Origin of the sequence: Sphingobacterium sp. 18053 (assembly GCF_902706145.1) — a bacterium.
GTDB lineage: Bacteria > Bacteroidota > Bacteroidia > Sphingobacteriales > Sphingobacteriaceae > Sphingobacterium > Sphingobacterium paramultivorum.
This window is the reverse complement of sequence record NZ_CACSJW010000015.1, coordinates 1-24,569: the sequence shown is the minus strand read 5'-3', so window position 1 is coordinate 24,569 and position 24,569 is coordinate 1. Positions and strand designations below refer to the sequence as shown.

General features: G+C 38.8%; 20 protein-coding genes. 6 read left to right on the top strand and 14 right to left on the bottom strand.

Translation table 11 applies throughout. The annotated features are described in order from the left end of the window. Positions 1 to 151 precede the first annotated feature (151 nt). The 3 genes from GVK91_RS26360 to GVK91_RS26355 form a co-directional block, all read right to left on the bottom strand. Positions 152 to 2,608, bottom strand: a complete 2,457-nt coding sequence (locus tag GVK91_RS26360) for a hypothetical protein (protein ID WP_159732390.1) — start codon at positions 2,606 to 2,608, stop codon at positions 152 to 154. Between the two features lie 504 nt (positions 2,609 to 3,112). After that, positions 3,113 to 3,247, bottom strand: a complete 135-nt coding sequence (locus GVK91_RS27690; RefSeq protein ID WP_262886229.1) for a hypothetical protein — start codon at positions 3,245 to 3,247, stop codon at positions 3,113 to 3,115. A gap of 56 nt (positions 3,248 to 3,303) precedes the next feature. Then, complete coding sequence (locus GVK91_RS26355) at positions 3,304 to 3,900, bottom strand: SHOCT domain-containing protein (RefSeq protein ID WP_159732387.1); 597 nt, start codon at positions 3,898 to 3,900, stop codon at positions 3,304 to 3,306. 142 nt (positions 3,901 to 4,042) lie between these two features. Between GVK91_RS26355 and GVK91_RS26350 the strand changes: the two genes are divergently transcribed. Both GVK91_RS26350 and GVK91_RS26345 read left to right on the top strand, forming a co-directional pair. Continuing rightward, the gene (locus GVK91_RS26350) at positions 4,043 to 4,270 is read left to right on the top strand and encodes a hypothetical protein (RefSeq protein WP_159732384.1); all 228 of its coding nucleotides are present in this window, start codon (positions 4,043 to 4,045) and stop codon (positions 4,268 to 4,270) included. Positions 4,271 to 4,371: 101 nt separating this feature from the next. Then, positions 4,372 to 5,094, top strand: a complete 723-nt coding sequence (locus tag GVK91_RS26345; RefSeq protein ID WP_159732381.1) for a hypothetical protein — start codon at positions 4,372 to 4,374, stop codon at positions 5,092 to 5,094. On the opposite strand, the gene GVK91_RS26340 is transcribed toward GVK91_RS26345, so the two are convergent. The 10 genes from GVK91_RS26340 to GVK91_RS26295 all read right to left on the bottom strand — a co-directional run bounded on the left by GVK91_RS26340 (position 5,095) and on the right by GVK91_RS26295 (position 16,131). Further along, positions 5,095 to 5,370: a hypothetical protein gene (locus GVK91_RS26340; protein WP_159732378.1), complete on the bottom strand. Its 276-nt coding sequence runs from the start codon at positions 5,368 to 5,370 to the stop codon at positions 5,095 to 5,097. 19 nt (positions 5,371 to 5,389) lie between these two features. Next, a complete protein-coding gene (locus tag GVK91_RS26335) occupies positions 5,390 to 6,175 on the bottom strand; it encodes a hypothetical protein (RefSeq protein ID WP_159732375.1) in 786 nt (261 codons plus the stop codon). Between the two features lie 247 nt (positions 6,176 to 6,422). Beyond that, on the bottom strand, positions 6,423 to 6,734 hold the full coding sequence (locus GVK91_RS26330) for a GNAT family N-acetyltransferase (RefSeq protein WP_228280217.1): 312 nt from the start codon (positions 6,732 to 6,734) through the stop codon (positions 6,423 to 6,425). A gap of 16 nt (positions 6,735 to 6,750) precedes the next feature. Continuing rightward, the gene (locus GVK91_RS26325; RefSeq protein WP_159732372.1) at positions 6,751 to 7,248 is read right to left on the bottom strand and encodes a GNAT family N-acetyltransferase; all 498 of its coding nucleotides are present in this window, start codon (positions 7,246 to 7,248) and stop codon (positions 6,751 to 6,753) included. 172 nt (positions 7,249 to 7,420) lie between these two features. Beyond that, positions 7,421 to 9,172 (bottom strand): right-handed parallel beta-helix repeat-containing protein, encoded by a 1,752-nt coding sequence (locus GVK91_RS26320; protein WP_159732368.1) that lies wholly within the window; start codon positions 9,170 to 9,172, stop codon positions 7,421 to 7,423. A 24-nt stretch (positions 9,173 to 9,196) separates the two neighbouring features. After that, the gene (locus GVK91_RS26315; RefSeq protein WP_159732365.1) at positions 9,197 to 9,817 is read right to left on the bottom strand and encodes a GDSL-type esterase/lipase family protein; all 621 of its coding nucleotides are present in this window, start codon (positions 9,815 to 9,817) and stop codon (positions 9,197 to 9,199) included. Between the two features lie 30 nt (positions 9,818 to 9,847). Beyond that, positions 9,848 to 10,282 carry a hypothetical protein gene (locus GVK91_RS26310; protein ID WP_159732362.1) on the bottom strand — a complete coding sequence of 145 codons (435 nt, stop codon included), beginning with the start codon at positions 10,280 to 10,282 and terminating at the stop codon, positions 9,848 to 9,850. 15 nt (positions 10,283 to 10,297) lie between these two features. Then, the gene (locus tag GVK91_RS26305) at positions 10,298 to 11,377 is read right to left on the bottom strand and encodes a fibrobacter succinogenes major paralogous domain-containing protein (RefSeq protein ID WP_159732359.1); all 1,080 of its coding nucleotides are present in this window, start codon (positions 11,375 to 11,377) and stop codon (positions 10,298 to 10,300) included. 28 nt (positions 11,378 to 11,405) lie between these two features. Further along, entirely contained in the window at positions 11,406 to 13,004 is a 1,599-nt protein-coding gene (locus GVK91_RS26300) for a RagB/SusD family nutrient uptake outer membrane protein (RefSeq protein WP_159732354.1), read from the bottom strand. A gap of 10 nt (positions 13,005 to 13,014) precedes the next feature. Continuing rightward, a complete protein-coding gene (locus GVK91_RS26295) occupies positions 13,015 to 16,131 on the bottom strand; it encodes a TonB-dependent receptor (RefSeq protein WP_159732351.1) in 3,117 nt (1,038 codons plus the stop codon). A 242-nt stretch (positions 16,132 to 16,373) separates the two neighbouring features. Here GVK91_RS26295 and GVK91_RS26290 point away from each other — a divergent pair, with 242 nt between their 5' ends. Further along, on the top strand, positions 16,374 to 20,312 hold the full coding sequence (locus GVK91_RS26290; RefSeq protein ID WP_159732348.1) for a response regulator: 3,939 nt from the start codon (positions 16,374 to 16,376) through the stop codon (positions 20,310 to 20,312). A 47-nt stretch (positions 20,313 to 20,359) separates the two neighbouring features. Here GVK91_RS26290 and GVK91_RS26285 read toward each other — a convergent pair whose 3' ends face one another. Continuing rightward, complete coding sequence (locus GVK91_RS26285) at positions 20,360 to 22,354, bottom strand: glycosyl hydrolase family 28 protein (RefSeq protein WP_159732345.1); 1,995 nt, start codon at positions 22,352 to 22,354, stop codon at positions 20,360 to 20,362. A 446-nt stretch (positions 22,355 to 22,800) separates the two neighbouring features. Here GVK91_RS26285 and GVK91_RS26280 point away from each other — a divergent pair, with 446 nt between their 5' ends. From GVK91_RS26280 to GVK91_RS27685, 3 genes are all read left to right on the top strand, one after another. Next, positions 22,801 to 23,556 (top strand): immunity 22 family protein, encoded by a 756-nt coding sequence (locus tag GVK91_RS26280; protein WP_159732342.1) that lies wholly within the window; start codon positions 22,801 to 22,803, stop codon positions 23,554 to 23,556. A 108-nt stretch (positions 23,557 to 23,664) separates the two neighbouring features. Next, a complete protein-coding gene (locus GVK91_RS26275) occupies positions 23,665 to 24,072 on the top strand; it encodes a GNAT family N-acetyltransferase (protein ID WP_159732337.1) in 408 nt (135 codons plus the stop codon). 166 nt (positions 24,073 to 24,238) lie between these two features. After that, positions 24,239 to 24,367: a hypothetical protein gene (locus GVK91_RS27685; RefSeq protein ID WP_262886228.1), complete on the top strand. Its 129-nt coding sequence runs from the start codon at positions 24,239 to 24,241 to the stop codon at positions 24,365 to 24,367. The last annotated feature ends 202 nt before the right edge of the window (positions 24,368 to 24,569 follow it).

The window sequence follows — 24,569 nt, the reverse complement described above, 5'->3', positions numbered from 1 at the left end:
AGGTCGATCTGAGAGAAAATAGGGCTTTGTAAGCGGTAGTTGGACGATACCGAAAAGTTGAAATGATTACGGTTCCTATCCGTTATTTTAAAAGAAAAATGCGATATTTTTTGGAATACCGCACTTTAGGTTTTTGTTATATGTTATTTAATTATTTTGCCAATATGCCTGCAGCCCTTAGCTTCGCTTTTAAGTCCCGCAATTCGCTCAAGATCCCTTGAACTTCAGATTGTCCATAGGTCGCCCCGGGAGGTAATGCACTATTAGGAGTAACTGCAGTTTGATTAACCACTCCTTTAATTAAATCCGTAGCATTCCCTAATACGTCTTCATTTTTATATCGAAATAGATGATTAACAGTATTGGCCTGCAAAACAATATTGCCGGAATAGAGCAGTGGAGAAATTATGTTCTTATTGGCTGCCAATTGTAATACATTCATATTAATAAATAATCTAAAACCTGTAGCAAAGGCGCTGCCCAATATATTAATAGCATCCTCTGCAGAAGCTCGGGTAAATAGGTTTTTTGCTATAAAATGAAAGCCGTGGTTGCTTCTGTTCACTCTAAAATAATTATTTACATAACAATCTATAAAAGAGTTAGAATCAATTACAAAAGTCGGTGTGCTATTTCCCCCAAAGGTTTCAATAATTGGACTACTTACCTTGCCGATATTTTTAAATGTATTCTGTAAAATATTGGCCCGAACACCCGCGCCTGTATTACGCACAGTAATAAGACTGTTATCGGACTGTATGCCGACCAGCTCTAAGCCATTAAAGGTATTTCCGACGATATTGGATACTTGACAATTAACAGGAATATTAATCAAAGACTCATTGACAACATTAGGTCGAGACGTGAGGTCGAACGTATTATTAATATAGTTGAGCTTTTCCATTGCTATGGTCTTAGATCCAAGGTAACCAGCATAGCCTTTAAAATAGCAGTTTTCAAAAGACAAAGATTTTAACTGGGTAACGGTTCCCCCGGTCGCAATTGTACAAGTACCTACATCGATGACACGAGCATGTTTAAATTTAATCTCCAAATCCGGACAGGCAAATGGAAGGTTAAGAAAGTTTTGGCTGCTACCGTTTAGTCCCCTTAATTCACTGTCACTGATCCCAAATCTTTTCATTAAAGATAGATCCGCAAATGTGTTACCTAGATTTATTGCATGTAAATTGGTCTGTACAGTACTGTAATTAGCATCGGATTCAATATAGGAATTGCCCATATCAAAAGATGCTGCACAGACAGAAATATCTCCAGAATAATTGCCAACTTTAGTCGGATAGGAACGTAATCCCTCAACGGTTACTTTTCCTGCTCTAGTCACCACTAGATTACTGATCAAATTACCGCGCATTTCATTATTTTCAAGATAAATATTATCAATCCTGGACGTTTCCAACTTGAAAGGATTGAACATTGCGAGTGCCTGATAGTTATCAGTAAAGATAGAGTTGGTAATTTTAACATCAACAACTTTTCCGACCTTGATTTTGTTATCCTTATCTGGGTTTGGCTCAATATCTATCCCCGCCATCGGAAGAGTCCCATAGGTTTGGGAAAATACGCAATGATCAACTTCGATTGTACGACAGTTTACGAGAGATATTCCCTGCCTTCGATTATCGACAAACTGAACGTTCTTGTATTTGACTACTTCACTCGGTTTGTCATTGCCCTGATCTTCTTCACCGCCCACTGTGGATCCGTCTCCCCAAAATTCGCTTAAGGTCAACCCGCTAATACTTACATTGCTTGAAGAAAAAATATAAATGCCATGCCCCCATTCACCTAAATTCTTTTCAATAAGCTCAAGCTTCATAAATTTGATTTCTTCAGAAGAATTGGAAGGAGTTCCAAGCATAAAAATAGCTCCTATTGCAGAGGTGCTGGTAGCATTGGGATCCTTATCCATCTGTCCCAACTGAATGACTTTATATCCAAAAGAATTGATGGTTACATAATCACCTAACTGATAAACACCATTAAATCGATTAAAATGTTTATAGTAAAGGTTGAGGCCCAATACAGGGCGTTTATGCTTATAGCCGATAAGCTTACCAATGCCGTCAAAAGAAACATTGACAGCATTTCGAACGAGAAACATACTGGCGTTGCTGTTAGTACTGGGGCGATGGCGTATCACTCCATTGATAATAATATTGGTATTGCTCACCACTTTAATAGTCCCATTGTCCCAATAAGTCCCCATATCCATGGTAAAGTCTGTATCGTAATCAAACAGGATACATTTGCCCGCATTATTGATGAAGATATTATTGACAAGCTGCGGATCATTAATATAGCCTAAACCGCTTCGCAAACCAAAATACCGCACATCGATAATGGTTTCAAAAGAGTGCACCAACTTTGTCGTCCCCACTGTGACTATGCTTCCTCCATCGTCTAGCCTTGTCTCTTCATTGTTCACGTAATAGATAATGGGGGCTGGGGTATCTCCCTTTTCGTAATAACCTAAAAGCTGTACACCTGCATATAGTGCATCGTCTCCTGTTAATCCATCGATCTCAGTTGCAGATAGATTCTCCATCAACTGCATTGTCTCTTTAACTAAAAATTGAATTGCCATATTTCTTTGATTTAAATGATATAGGCAAAAGTATGTTTGTAGCATGGTCTATCTGAGAGAAACTAGGGCTTTATAAGCGGCAGCAGGGAGATACCGAAAAGTTAAAATGATTACGGTTCATATGCCGTTATTTTAGTGGCTTCCCTATCGAATTGACAATCGTCAATATCAACTCCAATAAGTACAGAAGGATCGCATTTGCTCGCGTAAAATTCCCAATCATTAAAGAACGAGCATACCAAACACTCAATTGCCTTATTAAAGAGATTGCAAAAAGACTTTGTATTGGAGAAAAAGAGAAATGCGACCAACTTTTTTACTGAAATGCTCTTATTCTCAATTGCCAATCGAGAAGTATTTTTGGATATAACAAAACATTTCTCCGAAGATGCATACACCTCTCATCAACGATTAATAGAGCCTTCATTTCAGCAGGCATTGAGATCCTTAGAATATTTAAATACACAATGCAAAGTTATTTGCATTGTGTATTATGAAAAAATACTACTTCTTCCCTTGTTGTCTTTTTGGAGGAGGTAAAGAAGGCGTATTGCCTGGAGTTTCTTTGTTGTCTCTTTGGCGTCTGTCTGGTTTGCCCGTCGATTCGGCAATTCTTTTTGGTCCTGGTTTTAGTGCCATAATTTTGAAATTTAATTATAAAGTATGTTTATTCATAGCCGCATATTTCTAATAGTCTATGACCTACTATAGACTTCAAAAATATCGTAATAAGCAGCTTCATCTTTAATAGTTTTAAGATATACGGTCTTTTCGCTAGCGAATACTGATTTAGGACTAATCACCACCTTCACTTCATCTGTCTGTACATTGAAATCTATTGCATCATTCTTACTCCAAGGTAAAGTAACGAAACCTCCTATATCCCCCACCCTTACCATAAGTGTTCCTGACATACTTGGAGTCTGCGAGCAATATAAGGCGAGTACCGTTTTCTTAATAGGGGCATTTCGTCTTAAATTCTCCTTTTCCGACTCGAACTCCTCTCTGCTAATCAGACCGGAGTCCAACAATGTCTTAAGTTTAAATAACTCATCTGTAAATGATTTATGACCAGCATTTAAGATGCCATCGGTTTGCTTTTTTGTATGTGAAAGCAATTCCGTTTCAAATTTGAGTTGCTCGTCTGATTTAGACACCAGAGTGAAAATGAGTCCAATAACCGGAGATAGGAATAATGAAAGAAAGAATGCTCCGGCAAAACCTATATTTCTATTAATACCAATAGCACCCACTGCTAACGAAAAGATAATCCATCCTAAAAATATTTCCATTGTCTATGTTGTTTATAATAACTTTAATCAAAACTAAAGCTTGTTTAAAATGAAATTATACGGGAACCCGTAAGGAGAAAGTAAAAGAAAGGCTGAGATTTACTAGTAGATTCTATTTAATCTTAGAACCATCTGCAACATCATGGCGCAAAGAAAACCTTATAATCCGAATACAAAATATGGTCGTCGCAAATTAAGGGAAGATCATTACCGTCGAGTGGCAAATATGACAGACGACGAAAGAGGCAAGCTAGAAGCTAATACTTTTGGATGTATGCTATTGTTTATCATCATAAGTGGTTTAATTGTATTTTTTCTTTTTGGCGGAGATGGACTTATGAGATGGCTTGGTGGAAAACATCCCTATTAAAACAGTTCATTTAAACTTTAAATAGCTTAGAGTACAAGAAATCTTAGCTTGATTAAAATCGAAAACAGGAAATTTAACCAAAGCACATATTAAAAAATATTATGAGGAAAAGATTTTTATTCACATCCCTGAGTGCAATAATACTGTTTGCTTGTTGTCTAAATTCAGAAACAATTGAGTCTACTGAGTTGACGGACACAACTAATGATGAAATAAGTATAGCGGCACCCATTAAACTAAGCGGATACAGGTTATTACCACCAACCATTTCTAGAACACCGACAAAAACCTTATATAGAGCCAACATCGTATTAAAGGGTGACGATGGATTAAATGATGAAAACAATAAGCAGCTCCTACTCCATCTTTATGATTCTATAAAGAATAGTGATGCAAGCCCAAATGCAGTCAGTCTATTTCTATTTCAAACGGAAGAGCACAGTCAAAGTGGTATGGGACAATGGGTCGCAAGGCTTTCAAAGGCTAAAAATGATGATGAACTTACCGTAGCTGCACAGCATTTTAAAATTCCTTCTCCGGAAAAAGCACCATCTTATCGCAAATCACTTACACTTGAAATTCGAAAAGAGATATTTAAGGAGATTATCCAGGCAGAGGACAAGTCGATGCAAGAGGCCGAAAGAAAGTATCCATTGACGAGCTTTAGTAACGCAGAGAAGAATGATACTTATCAGCATCAACTTGCAAAAAAGTTCAAGGCCGAGATTCAAAGAAAATTTAAAGTAGACCAGAAAACACTTAAAACAATATCATTGGAAGGATTGGAATATAATTGGCCGATGCCAAAATATTCGAAAGACTGATTAATTATCCCTCGTTCCATTATCATAATGATAATGCTCTTGATTTGCCGAAGTAAATTGTTGGATAAAACTAGGTTCCATTTGAGCTTGTTTTTTCACATTGAAAAAATCATTAAATAATGCCCAGTCGTACACGCCTTCATCAATTGGATATGCTGTTAAAACTCCTGATAACTTATGTCTATTTATCCATATTTCTGCCTTTTCAATTGAAGTAAAAACTCCACTTGAAAACCGCCCTCCTTCTCCATGAAAAACCCAAATTGTATCTAACATATTGTTTATTTTTTTTTAATTACCCTGGGAATCTAGTATGCAGGACAGTCCGATTTGGACTCTTTTCTATCTGCTCTAAATCATCTATTTTTCTACAATTATTGAAAATAACCATTTCGATGTGATCACATTCGTTTACCTCCTTGACAGATTGTAAGTTTCTGCCGTAGTCGATACGAAGTGTTCTTAGATTTTTGAGCTTCTCGATACCTTCCAAACTTTGCACATTAGTATGATGGATCAATATTTCTTCCACATATGGAAAAGCATCCACGATCGATTCAATCGATTTGTTTGTCGGGTTGAAAAACCATAATGTAATATGCTTTACAGAATTACCGTGATTTTCGAATTTAATACTTTTATTAAAATCCAAAATATGGATTTCTTCAAGCCTAGTAAATTTACTTAAATCGATGATTCCCTTTGTCGATTTCCCATTGCAATAGAGTTGTCTTACCTCCAGTACATTCTTAGGTAGCTCAATATCCAATAAGGATTCTGAAAAGCTAATTATTTGAAATTTAAAATGCTGTAATTGTTCAAACAAAAGATTATCAAGAGTCTTATCCTTATAACAATCTATCGTTAATGTTTTTAATTTTTTTTTATTGAAGGGCAAGCTTACATCATACAATTCAGCAAGATACTCATTATAGCCAGGAGGATCATCACGTCGCAGGTACTTTTCAAATTCGTTCCAGTTTTCTGGTTTATAACGCTCCACAATAGCCATTACCTCTTCAAAGCTACTGATTGATAAATACTCTTCTCCTTTAAATTGACAAAGAAATAACTGGTGCATCTTTTACTATTATATTGGCTCTAAACTTACCAAATTTCCATTGAAATAAATATGATGGCTTAAATATTTCCGCCATTGTTTTCCCAGTTACGTTACAGTCTCGACTTCGTCTTGGCTACACCCGAATAACCAGCCATTTTTCAAACGGCATCTCAAATTTAACTTCTCCCTTGCCATGTATACCTATCTCCGTCCACCCTGCTTTTCTATAGAATGCTTCTGCTCTTGTTCCGGGTGCTGTCCCCAATCAGACTGTTTCTTTTGTTTTTGAGAAGTACCAGTCAATCATGATTTCATGCAGCTGTTTCCCTATTCCATTCTTGTCATAACCAGGATGTACAAATAAGGCCCAGATATTATTATCGATAAGGTCGACAATTGAAAAACCAACTATGCTGTTATCAATTTCAAATACCCAACCCTTTCCCCGCTTTGTGATAAAATCTTCACAGTCCTGATTCGTTACCAGGCTAGGGTCTGATAGTGTATTTTCTTTCACAGCATTTCTTACTATCTGTATTTGCGGAATATCTTCTACTTTAGCTTCCCTTAAATTCATAATTTTAAATTCTTTGTTAACTCCCCTCAATAGCCTTCTCATAGCAATAGAATTTTCCCTTTCGAAAATAAACTTCCCCAACCTGCGCATATCCTTTCTTTAAATAAACCACATTCGCAGTGTTATTTAAGGAGTATGCATCCAGCCGAATGGATCTATAAGAACAAATGGAAGCATATTGCTCCACATATTCAATCATTTTGCTTGAAATACCACGCCCCTGGGCAGCCGGCTTGACAAATAACCGATGGACAACAATAAAGGGTGATGATGTTTTCCAGTCTAAGTCGTTATATTCATCGTCGTATTTCTCGTTAAGTGTCATATAGGCTAATAACTCGCCTTTATCCTCATAGATAAAGGCTTCGCAATTGTCAATATCCTGGGCCAGAATAAGTCTATTTGGATATTCTTCATCCCATTGATCTATTCCTTTATTTAGCATATGGACTTTTACTTCTTCAAGTACTTGTACTATTTCGCCTAAATTTTCATGCACTGCTTTTTTTATCATTTTATTGAGAATTGTTGTATATCCTTTAAAATGGCTCACCATAGTTATATTGCCTAATTTAAAAGCCATTTACCGACACTACCACCCAGGTAAAGTTAACATTTGCAGCGATAATTGGGATATTATTTATCGGTAAAACTACCTTGACCCACGCTATTTCAATTTATATAGGTCAATCTTTTCCTAATAGTTTTTTAACCTGATTAAAGCCATTGTCAAAAACTTGCTCATTGACACAATTTTTCAGGTAGATCGCATAATTTCCGTAATATGGAATACTGGAACGATTACTACAGTTATAGATTCGATTTTTTGTTATTTTAATGCCATCAGTCGAAGATACAAAGATCGCCGAATTTGCACAGTCGTTGATCGTATTTGCCTGGATAGTAATATTGTGATGTACCCCCGCGGGCTTGTCAATCCCTCCTATTTCATGTCCTGTCTTAACGGCTATGGCGCCATAACCTGTCAGGGTATCGTCCCATCTGAGGTAGTTACCGCAATTATCTATCCTGTTGCCTGTTATAGTGGCCTTTTTCACGGTTGTCGCTTCAAACCAGCGCTCCATATCACAGGAAAGTAAGATCGCCGGACCAGAAATATTCCATATTTTATTATTGCTGATCACAACTTTCTTGGACTGAACTACAAATCCGCGAGCACGGCTGTTTGAAACCATGCAATCCCGTATAATGGTCGACGGTGTGCGTGTGTCTTTTGCAGCAAAATCGCCTACATTGACATTCTTTGGGATAGATTTTAATTGATACTGTCCTTTGCCGCGAAACTTGACCTTTGCTTTGCCCTTGGGCAAGCCTGTTTTACCGTCCAAAAATTCGATAACATCATCCTTGAAAGCCCAATCATCTTCGACGGGAGCTTTCGTCCAACCATTGATCAATAAAACTGAGTCAGCACCGATCTTGCCGATATGGCACAAACGACTGTGTATATTAATGGCATCATCGCCCAGTCCAACAAATTCACAATGCTCGGCCTTAAACGTACCCGCCATTGAGGCTACATGTATGCCATCCGCACTAACCGACATCAAACGCCCAGAAGTTGGTTTGGGTTTCATACGAATACGCTCCAGCGTCATATCCCTGGAGCGATGACGACTATCGGCTAGATCTGATACGTACATCGCAAATGCAGGCCATTGCCAGATGGTGATATCGCGCAATATTAATGTATTGACACCTAAAAAACTAAAGCAGGGATTGCCGGTAATCTTTAGTCTCAGATTGATAAGTTCGCCTTTACTGAGTTTATGAGCCTCATCATTATAAATTTTCAGACGTAAGGTACTTAGCTTTTCGATGTGTGGCCAATTTCCATTCTTAAGATCACAATGTGTGGAAATATGATAATTGGGTGTTCCATCGGCATTATAGCTGAGCTGATGCATGATCTTGAGCTCAGCTAAACGATCCACATATCCAGAAAACTCAGGTAAAAGATCAAGAACATAGAATGACCCTTCCGGACTATCGCAAGTCCCTACGACAGTGCCATTGATACTTACGGGCCGGTCGACATCAATAAAAAGGTCGTGCATAATAAGATCTTTACAGTCGCTGACTTCCAATAAACTATTCCAGCTGACATTGGAACTGAACGGATCGAACCCGGTAGCCATAAGCGTGGATGTATTCGTCCCGGGGCTACCATAGATCTCAATTCCGATTTTACCGGAAAGTCTCAATGACGATGAAAACGAGTAGGTTCCCGCAGGAAAGTATACTTTATCACCATCTTGGAGACGATCAAAAATCAACTGTAAAGCCCGACGGTCGTCTTGCCCGTCATTCGGTAGCACTGCAAAATGCGTAACGTTTATAATTTTTGCATTTAAATCTGTCCAACCTAACAGTAATTGAACCAGTATTCCAAGCCTGAAAAAGGTTAATCGTGTCATAAAAAACGGCTTATAAGATCAATACTATAATATAGATTTTAAAAGATTCTTAACTTCGCTCGCCCATATCCCATAAGCTTCTTGGTTGATATGTGTGCCATCGGTCGTATATTGCGCGTTGAGACCTTTCGATGAGCTAAGTTTGCCATTTATATCCAAATAGTAAACTCCTTTGCTTTGACAATAGGCATTCAAATAGCTGTTGAGGCTATCGACCTGAACCTTACTCTCCGGATTATCCTGTTGGTACAAAATGGACTGGACGACGGGTACAATCTGATGTTCTTTCAGCCCATCTATGAGCGAACGGTAATTGCTCTTGGTACGTTCCAAAGGGATCCCCACACCGATGTCATTAATACCGCCCTCGAGAAAACATACGCGAGGGTTTAAATCAATAACGTTTTCCTTTAATAGCCAGACCAGATGTGAGGTGGTAAACCCAGGGAAACCGCTATTTTTGACGTCGCTACGTCCTAACAATGTTGCCCAATCTCCCCCTTTGGTAATCGAATCACCAAACATAACGATCGTTATCTTTTCATCATTTTGATCAGACATCCACTTAAAGCCTGTTAGAATCCCGGCCAACAAAACTGAGCCAATGAAGAATAAGAGCATCTTTGGAATATACTTTCTATTCACAATTTCTATTTTTAAGTCTATGGTTAATCATTATTTAAACCGCTGTACTTTTAAGCGCCGTACCTCATCAGTCGAGCTGAACTCGGAGTTTTTAGCTTCAACTTTCCAATAAATATCTCCTTGTTCACCTAATTTAAAATGCATTGTATTCATCAGCGAATCCAGCACAAAGTGAGTCAAAAAATATTTTTCACCTACTCCGGCAGATATCACTTTTCTTTCAGTGGTAAGTGCGGGATCTACAGCAAGAAGAAGATTGTAATCTATATAGGGTCTCTTCGAAAAATACTCGAATCCGACCAGCATACTTGGATTATTCTTATCCAATATAACCAGTGAATCTGCCACCGGTTTGAGCAATACGGTCGGCTGAAAGCCGACCTCATAAAATTCATTATCGTTTTTGCAGGAAAAAAACAGATTGATGCTAAGGAAAGCGAAACTGATATATATTTTATTTTTCATAATGGCTAACTTAAATTAGTTCATGATACAACGTACATTGTAGTGAAAATTACCTCCGCCGGCGCTGCTCCTCGATTGTGTATTGATATCTGGATTACCTGGATCATTGTAAATAATCACCGCTGATGCTTCACCCGCGCGGTCTGCTGAAAGTGTTTCCCAAGAATATTGATACCCTTTTAAGGCCGGCGATGAAGTCCAGAATCCGCACATAGTCCCCGGATCGGTGAGAAACGAAAGTCCTTCATTCCAATAAAATCCCGAGGGCACAATATTGAATTTGACCTCATCTGTAATTGCTCCATTTTGAATCCAGAACTGTGGGTTTTTGACTTTATTACCTGAATTTGGTCCGAGGTAATTGATGACTTCTTTCCACTCTGCTAACGCAGGAACATGCCAGCCATCTGGACAAATGCCCTGAATATTTTCGCCAGCCAGGGTTTTCTCCCTTGCGATGGCTTCATCACGGACGACTGTACCCCATGGATAAAATCCACCGGCAAGATTACGAATAGCAGCTGGACTGTCTTCAGGTGCTAGTTTTCGAAGTAGCGGAAGGGCTGTACCGTCTGCATATACTGTTGCCCTAAGGTTCTCCGACATCATAGTAACAAGCTTGCCGCCTGGCAAGACAAATTGTAGTGCCTTATAATGTTCTTGATCCCGGGGGTCTACAAAGCTGGATACTGAAACCAAAGCATCAAAATAGCGCCATACGCTCTCGACTTTTCCTTGATTTCGCTGTTCTAGCTTCCAAAAAAAACGACCTGAATTTTTAAATGATGGGTTTAATCTCTTCAGATCATCTAAAAATTCCTGATTGGTAATTTTATAGCTGGCTTTTGCTCCAACTTCGTAACGGATTGGATTGCCAAAATTCTCGTCAACGTCCAACATTAACGTATAGGTAGCTCCTTCCCGCTGTACCCAGCTGAATTCCTGCATCGTCTCATTGTCAAAATAATCAATTTTTATTTGTGTGCTATTCATCGGTAACAGCTGTTGTACCCAAGTAGGGTTAACATACGCTATCTCTTCTTTACAGGAAATGAATAAGAGGAGCATGAAAAAATAGATATATTGTGTTTTCATTCGTTTCAGTTTTACGATAATTGAACGATTAGTATCCTGAGTTCTGTTTAATATTGGGGTTAGCATTGAGCTCTTCATTCGGTATCGGCCAGAGATAATCTCTGTTGGGATTAAAAGACCTACGGTCAACGACAATAGGGATATACTGCCAGTAGGTTGTAATGTTGCCGTCCGAATACCAGGAAAGCTTGGATTTATCATAACCCAATGCATCGACCATAACGGTTTCGGCTATTTTCCAACGTCGAACATCAAACCATCGCCTTCCCTCCGCAAAAAACTCTACACGTCTCTCATTGCGAATTACTTCTGTCATAACGGCTTGGGAAATATTGGGCATTGCTTGAGATACTTTCACCATCCCAACACGTGATCTTACTCTGTCGAGCAGTTCGTAAACTTGAGCTGTCGGGCCATGAAGCTGATTCTCTGCCTCAGCCCAGGCAAGCAACACTTCTGCATAACGCATTACAATTCGATCTGTAGTTTCATTGGTCAATGTTTTGAGATAGGGGTCAACAAACTTACGGACTGTAAAAGATGTGACGACATCCCAATTGGCCGGTACGTAATGTGCCTGATACCAACTTTGGCCATCTAACCTAAACTCGGAACCGGGAACAACGATGGATAGCTGCAACCGCGGATCACGATTGTCAAAAGGGCGGTCTTTATTATAACTGGGGTCGCCTGCAATAAATACACCATCGGTGGTACGGATGTCACGGATTGGATATCCATTCGTAGTATAATAACTATCAACCATCTGGAGAGTCGGCGTAAAGTTGTTCCAATTGCCAAAGATTTTAGAAACCTCGCTGCTCTGCAGATCTTTGGCATAGTTGATCTTAAAGATAATCTCGGGGTTATCTTTTTGCTCAATACCGGCTGGCTGAAAAAGCTCAAAGTAATTAGGATACAGCTGATAACCCAGTTTTTGTATCTGTTGGGCCAGGGAAATGACTAGCTCGGGCTTGTTCATCCATTCGGCCACCCGAAGTTTCAGCATCAAAGCCGCGCCTTTGGATGCACGCTCTCCTCCTAATGCGACCGGAAGCTGGTCTATGGCATAATCAAGATCGTTGTTTATAACCGATAGTACCGCATCCAATTTGCCCCGTTCGGGATTGTTTAAAACGGTTTGTTCGTCTAAAATGGGTACCTCGCCGTAAAAACAGACCAGGTCAAAATAGTAATACGCTCTTAAAAAACGCGCTTCAGCACTTATTTTAGCCTTGTCCGAATTAGTGATCGCATCTGCGCCAGCGAGCCCTTTGAGCAATGAATTTGCACGTGAGATACCTCTAAAGTTATATTTCCATTTGACCAATGTGAAATCACTGTCACCCGTCTGTGTACCAGACGCAAATTGTGGCGCAGGATCCCAGGAATGCGAATTGAAGGAATTATCACTCATATTGTCGTAGACATAAGGAACCATCTTATCAGGACTGTCATAGTACAATTGATTGTATACTCCGTTTAATAGCGTGTTAGCTTGCTCCGCTCCTGTCAGAAAGCTTTCAGGGGTTACTTTGTCCTCGGGAACCGTATCCAGATAATTTTGGCAGGAAGCGGATAGCATTCCTGAAATAATAAATGTATAAAGCAATAGTTTTGAGTTCATGTCGATTAGTTTAGAATGTCAAATTCACGCCAACGGTGTAGGTTTTTACTTGCGGATAGTTTCCGATCCTTGTCCCTTCTCTCGGATTGCCCGAAGCTTCAGGGTCAAAACCTTTATAGTTTGTCAAAGTCAGCAAATTTTGTCCGCTTATAAAAAATCTACAGCCTTGGATCGAAAGCCTACGAAGTGCCTGATCAGCCAGGCTGTAACTGAATTCTATGTTTTTGACCCGAATGTATGAGAGGTCTTCTACGAAATAACTGGACTTTAAATTGCTTCGTTGATTGTCAAAGTAAACACGTTGATAGGTATTATTGGGCTGCTCAGGTGTCCACCTGTCCATAAGCCAACTAGCCCCATTATACCCACCGTTAAAAAATGGTGTAACGAGCTGTCCTGCACTCCATCCCCTGCCCCCCTGCGTACCCTCCAAAAGAGTACGCAGCTCAAAAGCCTTGTATTGAACATTAAGGTCTGCAGAAAATATATAGTCTGGAGAAGTATGCCCCAAAACCACCTTATCCTTATCATTTATAATACGATCACCATTCTGATCCTTCAGCCTAACATCTCCGGGTTGAGCTCTCAGGCCTGCGTATGAATTTAACAAGGAATACCCATCCTCATCGAAGGTCCGGAGGTGCTGCTGAATCTCACTTTCACTCTGATATATACCTTCGGTATCGTATCCAAATAACGAAGTGGACTCTACGCCTTCTTTTAATATTGCACCGTCGAAAATAATTGGACTCATTCCCTTCAGATCAGTGACACGATTCTGATTGTGGGCGACGGCTACATTGGCCTTGAAGAGCCATTCATTGATTTTCTTATGGTATCCCAGCGCCACCTCAAGTCCTTTATTGCGTATTTTACCAGCATTCTGAAAGGGGACTTCTGTAAAACCAAATGTACTGGAAATAGGCAGTTGTAGCAAAATAGCACTTGTATTTTTAATATAGTAGTCGGCTGTTACACTAAAATCCTTAAAAATCTGTAGATCGATACCGATGTTAGTCTGTGTCGTCTGTTCCCAAGTAAGCCCCTTGTTGGCGATCACCGAGACTGCAGCGCCTACGTTGTCGATATTGTTAAAAATATAATTGTTCTGCCTTCCTCCCAATGCTAATATATCAGCACCAGCATAGGGGTTACCAATATTTTGGTTGCCGAGTATCCCCCATGATCCCCTTATCTTTAGATCCTGAACGAAGGTAATATTCTTGAAAAAACGTTCTTGGGATAGACGCCATCCAGCAGAAAATGAAGGAAATGTCCCCCATTTATGGCCTCGTGCAAATTTGGAAGCGCCATCGTACCGCAAGTTGCCCTCAAATAGATATTTGCCCTTATAATCATAATTTAACCTTCCGAAAAATCCAATGGAGGTTTCCTTGCTTCCCCAATCATTATTTTTGGTAGAGGAAGGGTCGCCCACACTAAAATAAGGCAGATTGGCGGACAGCCGCCTGATTGATGTCTGGAAATAATTGCCTTTCCATTGAAATTGCTGAAAACCTACCAGAGCTTTAAAATGATGATCTTTTGCTAAGTCATAAAGATAATTGAGGTTTGCCCAGCTGGAAATAGTACCATATTTATTTGAGCTTTTGCTAATGGAAGATTCTCTAGAATTGTTTTTTCCAATGATGCTGGTTCCGTCGGCGGCTCTGGTTACCAGAAATAGATCTACATTTGGCGCATAAGATAGCTGCCGATCATTATTGGTCACATAGCTCAATGCACTTTCAAATGTGAGCCGGGGCGTAAGGTTAATAGTCAAATTGGCGATTGTATTTAAATTGCTATTATCAAATGTCTGCCCTCCCCCTGCTTCTTTAATTGCATCGCTATAGAACCAGTCGGTCCATCCGTAACCTTCTATCTTTGGGATTACAAACGGCGCCATTTGGGTAATTCGGGCAATCGTTGCTCCAGCTCCTTCAATCAGATCCTTTGTCTTGCCAATATAGCCCGACACAGTAAGCCCCAGATGTGCTTTATTGTTTAAAAATGAATGCTGGGTATTGAATCGGAAATTATATCTATCGTAATTTGTCCCCTCAACAATACCTTTTTGGTTGAGGTATCCTGCGGAAATGGCATAAACAATATTTTCCTTGCCGCCACTAAGCTGTAAATAATGGTTTTGCTGTAATGCAGGCTTAAAATAGAAATCTGCCCAATTGTAATCCCTATAGCGCACAGGGTCTTTAATATCTTTATAATGACTTATATATTCATCGCCATATTGCGGCTGGAAACCTGAATTCATTTTCGCTTCATTCAGTAGCGTTAGATAATCATAGGAATTCAACAATTTTGGATACCGCGTCACTTGTTGGACTGCGGCGTATCCATCATATTTTATTTTCAGTTTTCCTTCCTGCCCCCTTTTTGTCGTAATCAAAATAACACCATTAGCCGCTTTATTGCCATATATAGATGCCGATGCAGCGTCTTTTAGTACGGATATGGAGGCGATATCTTTGGGATCTACATCATTAATTGCTGCTTCAAACCCGTCTATTATGACCAAAGGTGATGCATTGTTCAATGTACCGATCCCGCGGATCGTTAGGGTACCGCCATCAGCACCTGGCTGTCCTGAACTTTGAGTTACTTGCAGTCCGGCCACTTTTCCAGCTAGCGCCATAGAAGCATTTGTGATAGGACGGCTTTCTATATCAGCCATTGAGACAGATGTGACTGCCCCCGTGAGATTTACTTTTTTTTGTTTTCCAAATCCTACGACAACGACATCTTGTAGTCCAAAACTGTCCTGCTCGAGTTTGACCATTATTTCTCCAATGCCAGATTCGACCTGAACAACAGTCTGTTTATAACCCAAAAATGAGACTTGCAGACGCTGTCCAGAACGAACGTTAATACTAAACCGTCCCTCACTATCGGTCTTGGTACCTGTCTGCGTTCCCGTTATTTTAATATTAGCACCTGCGAGTGGAATTCCCTGCGTGTCAAGGACACGCCCGCTGCGGATTTCCTGTTCGCGATATCGATCTATAGAAATAGCTTTTGTTCTCCAAGCCGCATGAACGAGAGGTGGCTCTAGTATAAAAACAAAGAGAAAATAGAGCATACTACGGTTTAATTTTTTTCGGTTCATCTCTTTCAAAAATTTGGTTATTGGTTATCTCATGCAACAAAACAAGGTGTGATCTGTAACATCGTCCCGAAAATAAGGAGTTATTCCAACTAAAAAAGATAATATGGTTTAAATATGGATGAATTTAATTTTTCATCATTTTTTTTTGAGGAACTGAACGATATTACAATTAAATAAACGATATTATATTTATTAATCTATACATAGTTGTTTATTTGACAAATAAGCAAAGCCTAAAGAAAATGACTCTAAAAACGTTTTTCATATTTTGTTATCTACTGTTTACTTGCCTATGGCTGGATGCACAGCATATCAGAAAATATAATAAGCTGACACAAGAAAATGGCCTTCTCTCAAATCGGGTAACCGCAATCTCTGAAGACCCTATTGGGCGTGTCTGGATAGGAACGAGCGATGGCATTAACCTATATGACGGCGCCCACATAATGAGTAATCCAAAGTCGATAAGTGACTCTACTTTTCAACCGGGCAAAATCATCGAAATTAAGTCATTTAAACAGGAAATGATCATCGCTGCTGACAATGGCATATATAGCTATGATTTCAACAGCAATAAATATAGGCTATTGATCAAAGCCGAATTGCATAATACGTCGAAAGCCTTGGCCTTGACAATAGATGCTGTAGTAATACTCTGCAACAACACGTTATACAAATGGGATGAACAAAAAATTTCTATACTCAATAACCATGTATATTTTAATAGGATTCAGGCGGATAATCAAGGTAATCTATGGGGAGCGACCTTTACCACCGTTGCTAAATGTGACAAAAAAGGGAATGTCTTAGCCAGTTTTAATTTCGCCGAGAGCTATGACAGGGATGTGCTCATCACCTCGCTGTACTGTGACAACAAAAATCTGATCTGGGTAGGAACAAAAAGACACGGTATCCTGCGCTTCGATCCCATCCAAAATAAATTTAAGGCGCAGCTACCACAACCCGCACAGATCCAAAATGTATGTAGTATTGCCGAAGACGCAGAGGGTAGACTTTGGATAGGACATAACAAAGGTGTCGCTGTATTTGATTATATCAACCAGTATACAGAATATCGGATGTTAATAGAGAACTTTGACAATGAACTTAATTCTACAGTCTGCGCAATCTACAAAAGTAAGTTTGATGACATGATATTGGGGACTTATTTTAATGGAGCATTCTGTCTCTCGAAAAATGATTCATGGTTAGATTTTTTACACGTCACCAATCCCGAAAGAGCGCGTGGAATCGTAATCAACAATATACTCATGTCATCTAAAAAACAGCTTTGGGTTGCAACCAACGCCATCGGGATAAATGTATACAATGGACAATCACAGGTAATAAAAAGGTTTAATCAGGAAAAAAACAAAATCAGTGATAATATCATATCACTAGAAGAAGATGCTCAGGGAAATATTTGGGCTGGGTCTGAATCAAACGGTTTATACTATTTAACTGATCAGGGAAGTAAAATCAAGCATTATCAATATGATAAGAACATCGCATCATCTTTACCAAATAATAGAATATTCTCCATCCGAAACTTCAACCAGGATTATCTACTTGTGGGGACAGATGGTTTTGTAAGCATATATGACCGCCATAAAGATAATTTTACAACTCTACTTAAAACGACCTCGACGATCAATGACATCATGGTAAACAATCATCTGATATGGATTTGCTGCCTCGATGAGATCGTATGTTATGATTGGAGCAAAAAGACAACTAAAATATATAAGAAAGAGCTGAATAAGGGAAATAGGATACAATTTCTTTCGATGCTCCTTGATGGAGAAAATGTCCTTTTAGGAACAAAGCAAAACTACCTTTATTTTATTGACAAAGATGGTCACCTACTTCCTTATCCTGGTCGAGGAAAAATCAATGTTCAAATACATGGTATCAAGAAAGACAACTTGAAGCGGTACTGGCTATCAACAACAAATGGCTTGTACTGTGTTGATACCGACCGGTCCATTAAAAATTTTAATGTCAGCTGGGGTTTAAACACGTCCTGGTTTAACGAACGTTCTGCCTACTATTACAATGACACCTTATATTTTGGCTCTGTTGACGGAATATGTTTTTTTAAGGCTCCACAGCTCGACCCGCTTCCAGTACATAAACCTTTACTCTACTTTTCTGATTTTAAAATATTTAATATCAGCCAACTTAGAAACAAAAAGTATTTTGAAAAAGGCATTGATCATACGAATGAAATCGTGCTCCCTTATGATCAAAATATGATTTCTATTGAGGTGAACCAAGTAAATTTCGATCCGCAAAGCCGCGAAAACTATCGCATATTTTATACTTTAAAAGACATTGACAAACGTTGGTATGAACTTTCGAAAGCTTCAGGAACAATAACTTTTACTTCCTTAAAATCAAAAAATTACGAACTCCATATTAAGTTAGTAGATTTGAACAATAATATCATTGCCACAAAAAAAATGCTGATCAAAATCAAACCCCATTTCCTGTTGAGCAATATTATGCTGTGGGTATATGGAGCATTGGTGATTGTGGCCCTCATCCTATTTAGAAAGTTCTTAAAAAGACGGCATTTGAAAATCTTGAAGATAAAACTGGCTGAAGTAGAAACGTCTAAATTAGAGGAACTGAATAAAAGTAAGCTTGATTTTTTCACCTATATGTCTCATGAACTTAAGACTCCCTTAGCTATTATAATGGCGATACAGGAAGACCTTTTTTCCAATCATAAGATTGAAAACATCAAGAAATATGACATCTCCCAAAAAAATATCAAACGGCTTACGTTCCTGATAAGTCAATTAATGGAATTTAGAGAAATTGAAAGCAGTAATTTGCCATTAAACACCATTAACGGAGACCTGGCCACCTTTTGTCAAAATATCTTTTCGATGTTTGCGCCTTTATTCGACCGTAAAAACATCAAATACCGATTTGAAAACCCATCAATGGATGTAAATGTCGACCTCGACTTTGACAAACTGGAAAAAATAATCAGCAATCTGCTGAGCAATGCGTTTAAAAACTGTGAGGTGGGTGGCCAGATAGCTCTTGTACTATGCGTTTCCAAAGACACCAATGAAGTTGTTATTCATGTAAGCAATACGGGCAGTTATATACCACAGGACCAGATTGAAAAAATATTTGAACCTTATTTCAGACAAAAGTCAACCGGCAATTATTATGACAATAATGGCATTGGTCTAGCTTTGGTTGTAGGTCTCACAAAGCGTATAAACGCACAGATTGAGGTTAAGAGCAGCATTGAAACTGGAACACAATTTACACTTACTATACCAGTGGATAATTTTGCATCCGAGCTTCCGGATGACCCTGATCTCGAATTAAATGCTACAATTGAGCTCATAGACGACGTGATTTACACTGATAACAGCCAAATAAGATTTGATGTTCCGTCAGAAGGCAATACGCATAAAATTCTTCTGGTAGAAGATCATACTGATCTGGCAGAACTATTTAGAAATAAATTACTGGAATCCTACCATGTCATCATCGCTCACAATGGACAGGAAGCTTTAGAATACATTAGGAATAATCCGATCGACATGGTGATCAGCGATATTATGATGCCCATCATGGATGGATATGAATTATGCAAGCATTTGAAAAGTAACCCGAAGACCAAACACATCCCGGTTATCCTAATGACTTCTTATGATACGATTGCCAATAAAATCAAAAGTTATGAATTAGCCGCAAATGGCTATATCAATAAACCCTTCAGCACACAGGAGCTACTGGCTAAAATGGGCAGTTTATTAAAAAATAAAGCTACGCTACGCCATTACTACAGTCAGGCGGAGCCTTTACGAATTAAAGAAGAAGCAAACTCACAAGAGGAAACTTTTATTTTAAAAGTGCAGGAGATTATCGTTAGAAACATTGCGGAAAATAATTTTTCAGTCCATCAACTAGCGCAAGAAATGCGCATTAGCAGAACCCAGCTGTATCTATTGCTGAAAAAAATAACAGACCTCACTCCTACTGATTTCATTATTAAAGTCAAACTTGATTATGCTAAAACCTTATTAAAAGACCCATCTTTTAGCATTTCTGAAATTGCATATAAGTTAGGCTATTCCAATGCAAACTATTTTAGCAAGCAGTTTAAGGATTTCTTTGGTATAACGCCAAGCCACTATAGAAAGGCTAAATAGTCACTATCCATTTCAATCCTGACGATTGAAATGGATAGCAAAAATGCTTATTGATATGCAATTTCTGGATTCCAGTATGTGGTATCCCAGCCTGAATTGGAACGCTGATCCACACGAAAGGATAATTCGTCACCAAAGGTGACAGGCAAATTAATATCATGCCAAAATCCAGTGGTATTATTATAAACAACAGTCTGCCAGCTGCTTGATGGCCAGACCATCACATTATTTTTCCAAATGCTTACGTTTACACCATCCCCACCCCCGATATCATTTTTACGAACCAATCCGGTAATTTTTACGGTACCCGATTTTGGCGCATTCCAAACGAGTATCGGCTGGCTATTATCGGGATGAATATAGATGTTACCGCTACCGTTCCATATAGCGTCATAACTACTCGAACCGCGCCAATGATTTGATCCGTCCGGATTCCAGCTCATCAAATTTGTACCTATACCTGCCTGCCAGTATTTATAGTACCACCTGCGGGTTCCTTGTACCGGCGAAAAATCGGTCGATGCATTATAGACATCGCTATTAACTGTTCCGGATGGACTGACAATCTTGACCGAATTCGCATACTGATTCATGGTCAAATGGCTATCTTTAAAATCTTTAACATAGTTACCGTTAATCTTAACATTCTCTAGGGTCACTCCTTCAATACGATGGCTGTCATTCCAACCGATCAATTTGATTTCGTTACTGCCGCCAGATGTGGACGTAATATTCTTATAAAGTATGTTTGTCATTGCTCCGGGCCAATTCCAGTTTCCGGTCAACGAACCAAAATAAAATGTTTCATCCATCTGAACATTTATTAGTCTTTTTGCTCTTTCTACACGGATGTCTTCAAAGGTTATATCATTAAAATAGGTGCCATGTAAGGCGAAAATATTGATAGCGGAACGATCAGGGAGAACATCCGGGTGATTTTTGTCATCGTAATTATATAGGATATCTATGTTTTGAAACTTAATGTTCTGAAAATAGGCCGCGCGTGTTTCAGCGCCGATACCAATGGTGTTATTTGCATCAGCCCATAATTGTGCATTTTTGTAGATTATATTATAAACGGGCAGTGAATTTGCGGGAATTTGATCCGACATTCCTTTGATGGCGACTGCATCGTCTGCAGAGTGGATAAAAGATTTATCAAAAGTGATATCGTGACTGCTGTTGATATTAAATCCATCGGAACTGGCAAAATATGGGCTGACAGCTTTATAATTAGTTACATTGACAAAAGAACAATTGTGCATGGCAGAAGTCCAGCTTCCTATGTTTCGATTGACAATGATATCTTTCACAGTCGAGTTGCTTACTGCGCCCAATGCCAGGGCGATATCATCCGTTGGACTGTTGTAATCGTTGAGCAGAATGCCCCTCCCCCTTATTGTCACATTTGACGCATTATCTATTTTTACTCTTCCTCTGATAACGGCTCCGCCGGCGATATATAAGGTTTTTCCGGAACTCAAAGTTAGTGGCGGCTGCGAGCTCAAATCGTAATATCCCGGACCATAATACAAGACATTGGGGTCTGTCGCTGATGGAATATTACTTTCTGGCTCTTGGGCAAATAAATGCAGTACCTTTCCTTGGTAATCGTTGTCTAATACAAGTGATATATTGGTTGGCTGAGAGAGTGTGAAAGTAATCGTGTTGCCGGATCTCACCCCTGTGATACCCAATGATGAAGGCACTAATTTGAAGCTGCTGAAGCCGCTGGAAGGGGTAATCGATATCGATACAGTACCGCTGAAATCAAAGTAGCCATAACTAACGCTATTTCCCCAGCTGTTATTTCCAGCGTTATATAGGCCGACTGGATTTCCACCCGCACTAACTGTAAAGGCCGTTGACTTGTACTGATTTGGCAGGCTGCTGGGCAAAGGATAAGTAGTTACTGCTGTGCTTAAATTAGCTTGGACAGTTGAGTTTGCTGATTTCAGAAATTCAGCTTCTTCTTTTGAAGGTGCTATTTTGTTGCACGCGACAAAGCATAGCCATAAAAATGGCAAAATAAATGATTTCATAGTTGATCTATAAGTGGTTAATTGTTAGGTTAAGATAGAGAAACTCCAGAAAAATTGCCACGAACTGATCAATTATTGAACAAAAGTGTAACACTTTAAACTTTATTAGTAGTAGTCGCCATGTTAATTAATCACTTTTTATTTACTCCTAGATCGCTAAAGACAGTGGTGCCAATGTTGTCATCGATATCAATATCTTTAGCATCTAGGTGATTTTGATATCTCAAATGCCCGAAACCATATTGGCCATTCTTGGTCACTGAAATAAACTTTCAAGATTATTACAAACTGTAAGGCTAAGGTATTGGCTTGAAAGTAGGATTGGTTACGGGAAACTGTAGCCAATATACCCAAGGATGTTTCTCAGGTAATTAAGGGAAAAATTTCTATACAAAAATGCTTTATCTTTACCATTGCTAATTCAGATTCTTAAATTACCTCACAGGATGAAAAAAATACATGTATGGTTCGGAAAGTTTAAAATGGAGAAAGAATTAAAAAAATATCTGGATCAAAATGACTATTTGGAAGCATGGTCTGTTTATGACAACGAACCGTCAACGGGAAACAGAGAGGACGATAAAGAACCAAATACGGAGTTACGCTGTGATTTTTGCAAGGAAGTTCATTTGGATAACTATAATGAAGATCTCATGATAATGAAATATTATAAGAACTCTCTAAATATCAAAACCATTGCAAATGATATTGGTGTAGATAAAAATGAGTTAGAAACATTATTAAGAGGACATAGTTTCATTGGTTTTAACGCTGTTGTAGCTTTTGAAGACAATGACCTAGATGAAATAGATGCCTCACGTTCTGAAACGATAAAGTACATTGGGAAATTGGCTCAGTTTTCTGACCGGTCTTTATCACATTATGAGGTTTATTATTTATGGATAGGAGACAATAAAATTGATAAAAAGAATATTCTACAACAAGCGGCATTAAATAAAAAGGATATTATAAAACTGAATTATTACCATACTTCAAAAGGCGAAAAACTTGACGAGATACTGATTCTCCAAATAGAAGATTACAACATTGCCGAAAAGATGATTCTCAAAGTTGAAGAGCTGAGAATGATCACCGCCCATTCCATACTTGAACTTGTTGTAAAAGGCACAAATGAAATGCATGGTGAAAAAATTGCCGATATGCTCGGTATGAAATATATTGGAAAATTTGACAAGGAATAAAATCTAATTTGTTTTTTATGGTTTGTAATCTTCGATTTTCACATATTCGCATATTTACGAACGAAGAACATAGACTTAAATATACTGACGAAAGCTACTGAATATTATATGAACATAGAGCTAAGTGTTAATAGAGATTTGAACGCAAATGACATTCTGCAACTCTACCAAGCTAATAAATGGAGTGCAGCCGATAAACCAGAACTACTGATCAAAGCACTCTTAAATTCGCATTCCTTAGTTTCGGCATGGGATGGTACCACTTTAGTAGGCCTAGGGAATGCTATTTCCGATGGATACCTCGTGGTTTATTATCCACATCTCCTGGTGCTACCCTCCTATCAAGGCAAAGGTGTTGGGCGTTTGATTATGGATAAAATGCAAGAGATTTATAAGGGTTTTCACATGCAGATGCTTACTGCTGATGGAAATGCTATCGACTTTTATAAAAAGAACGGCTTTGAACGGGCAGGTCAAACAGAGCCGATGTGGATCTATAAAGGTAATGATCACTGAGAGAAGGTTAAGGTAGCCTGCCAAAATTCAGGCATTTATAAAGACTGAAATGCAGATTTATATCAACGCACAGCTTAGCGCGAATCTTGCAAGAGTAGCCAATATGGTAGGAACTAATCCTGAGGCTGGAGTGAAAAGCTGGGATCCTAATTGTAAATAAATTCAGATGCGAAAGGAACAAATAACAGAGCAGTTAAAAGAGTATTATCCGGAGGGTCTTACCCTCGACGATATCATGGCTTATTCCGCTTCAGAAGCTTACAATAACCGCAAACGATGTGTTGAATCAGCCTGATCAGACCGCGGGCAATAGGAACTATTAAAAGAGTCCCTTACCGACCCGTCTGCTGAAATCTGGAGTCTGTAACATAAACTCATATCTTTGAAAATAATGTATAATCAATATTTTTATATTAAAAACTAACAGAGCTAAAGCAGCAACTTGAACATTAAACTAGGCACTTTTCTTTGAGGATGCTGGGACACAGAGAAACCTG

Bases quoted from the DNA above. Each gene is read 5' to 3' on its own strand.
- GVK91_RS27690 (WP_262886229.1), bottom strand. From the start codon at position 3,247: ATGGCACTAAAACCAGGACCAAAAAGAATTGCCGAATCGACGGGCAAA.
- GVK91_RS26275 (WP_159732337.1), top strand. From the start codon at position 23,665: ATGAACATAGAGCTAAGTGTTAATAGAGATTTGAACGCAAATGACATT.
- GVK91_RS26290 (WP_159732348.1), top strand. From the start codon at position 16,374: ATGACTCTAAAAACGTTTTTCATATTTTGTTATCTACTGTTTACTTGC.
- GVK91_RS26345 (WP_159732381.1), top strand. From the start codon at position 4,372: ATGAGGAAAAGATTTTTATTCACATCCCTGAGTGCAATAATACTGTTT.
- GVK91_RS26280 (WP_159732342.1), top strand. From the start codon at position 22,801: ATGAAAAAAATACATGTATGGTTCGGAAAGTTTAAAATGGAGAAAGAA.
- GVK91_RS26355 (WP_159732387.1), bottom strand. From the start codon at position 3,900: ATGGAAATATTTTTAGGATGGATTATCTTTTCGTTAGCAGTGGGTGCT.
- GVK91_RS26330 (WP_228280217.1), bottom strand. From the start codon at position 6,734: ATGAATTTAAGGGAAGCTAAAGTAGAAGATATTCCGCAAATACAGATA.
- GVK91_RS26310 (WP_159732362.1), bottom strand. From the start codon at position 10,282: ATGAAAAATAAAATATATATCAGTTTCGCTTTCCTTAGCATCAATCTG.
- GVK91_RS26335 (WP_159732375.1), bottom strand. From the start codon at position 6,175: ATGCACCAGTTATTTCTTTGTCAATTTAAAGGAGAAGAGTATTTATCA.
- GVK91_RS26350 (WP_159732384.1), top strand. From the start codon at position 4,043: ATGGCGCAAAGAAAACCTTATAATCCGAATACAAAATATGGTCGTCGC.
- GVK91_RS26305 (WP_159732359.1), bottom strand. From the start codon at position 11,377: ATGAAAACACAATATATCTATTTTTTCATGCTCCTCTTATTCATTTCC.
- GVK91_RS26300 (WP_159732354.1), bottom strand. From the start codon at position 13,004: ATGAACTCAAAACTATTGCTTTATACATTTATTATTTCAGGAATGCTA.
- GVK91_RS26285 (WP_159732345.1), bottom strand. From the start codon at position 22,354: ATGAAATCATTTATTTTGCCATTTTTATGGCTATGCTTTGTCGCGTGC.
- GVK91_RS26320 (WP_159732368.1), bottom strand. From the start codon at position 9,172: ATGACACGATTAACCTTTTTCAGGCTTGGAATACTGGTTCAATTACTG.
- GVK91_RS26340 (WP_159732378.1), bottom strand. From the start codon at position 5,370: ATGTTAGATACAATTTGGGTTTTTCATGGAGAAGGAGGGCGGTTTTCA.
- GVK91_RS26325 (WP_159732372.1), bottom strand. From the start codon at position 7,248: ATGATAAAAAAAGCAGTGCATGAAAATTTAGGCGAAATAGTACAAGTA.
- GVK91_RS26360 (WP_159732390.1), bottom strand. From the start codon at position 2,608: ATGGCAATTCAATTTTTAGTTAAAGAGACAATGCAGTTGATGGAGAAT.
- GVK91_RS27685 (WP_262886228.1), top strand. From the start codon at position 24,239: ATGCGAAAGGAACAAATAACAGAGCAGTTAAAAGAGTATTATCCGGAG.
- GVK91_RS26295 (WP_159732351.1), bottom strand. From the start codon at position 16,131: ATGAACCGAAAAAAATTAAACCGTAGTATGCTCTATTTTCTCTTTGTT.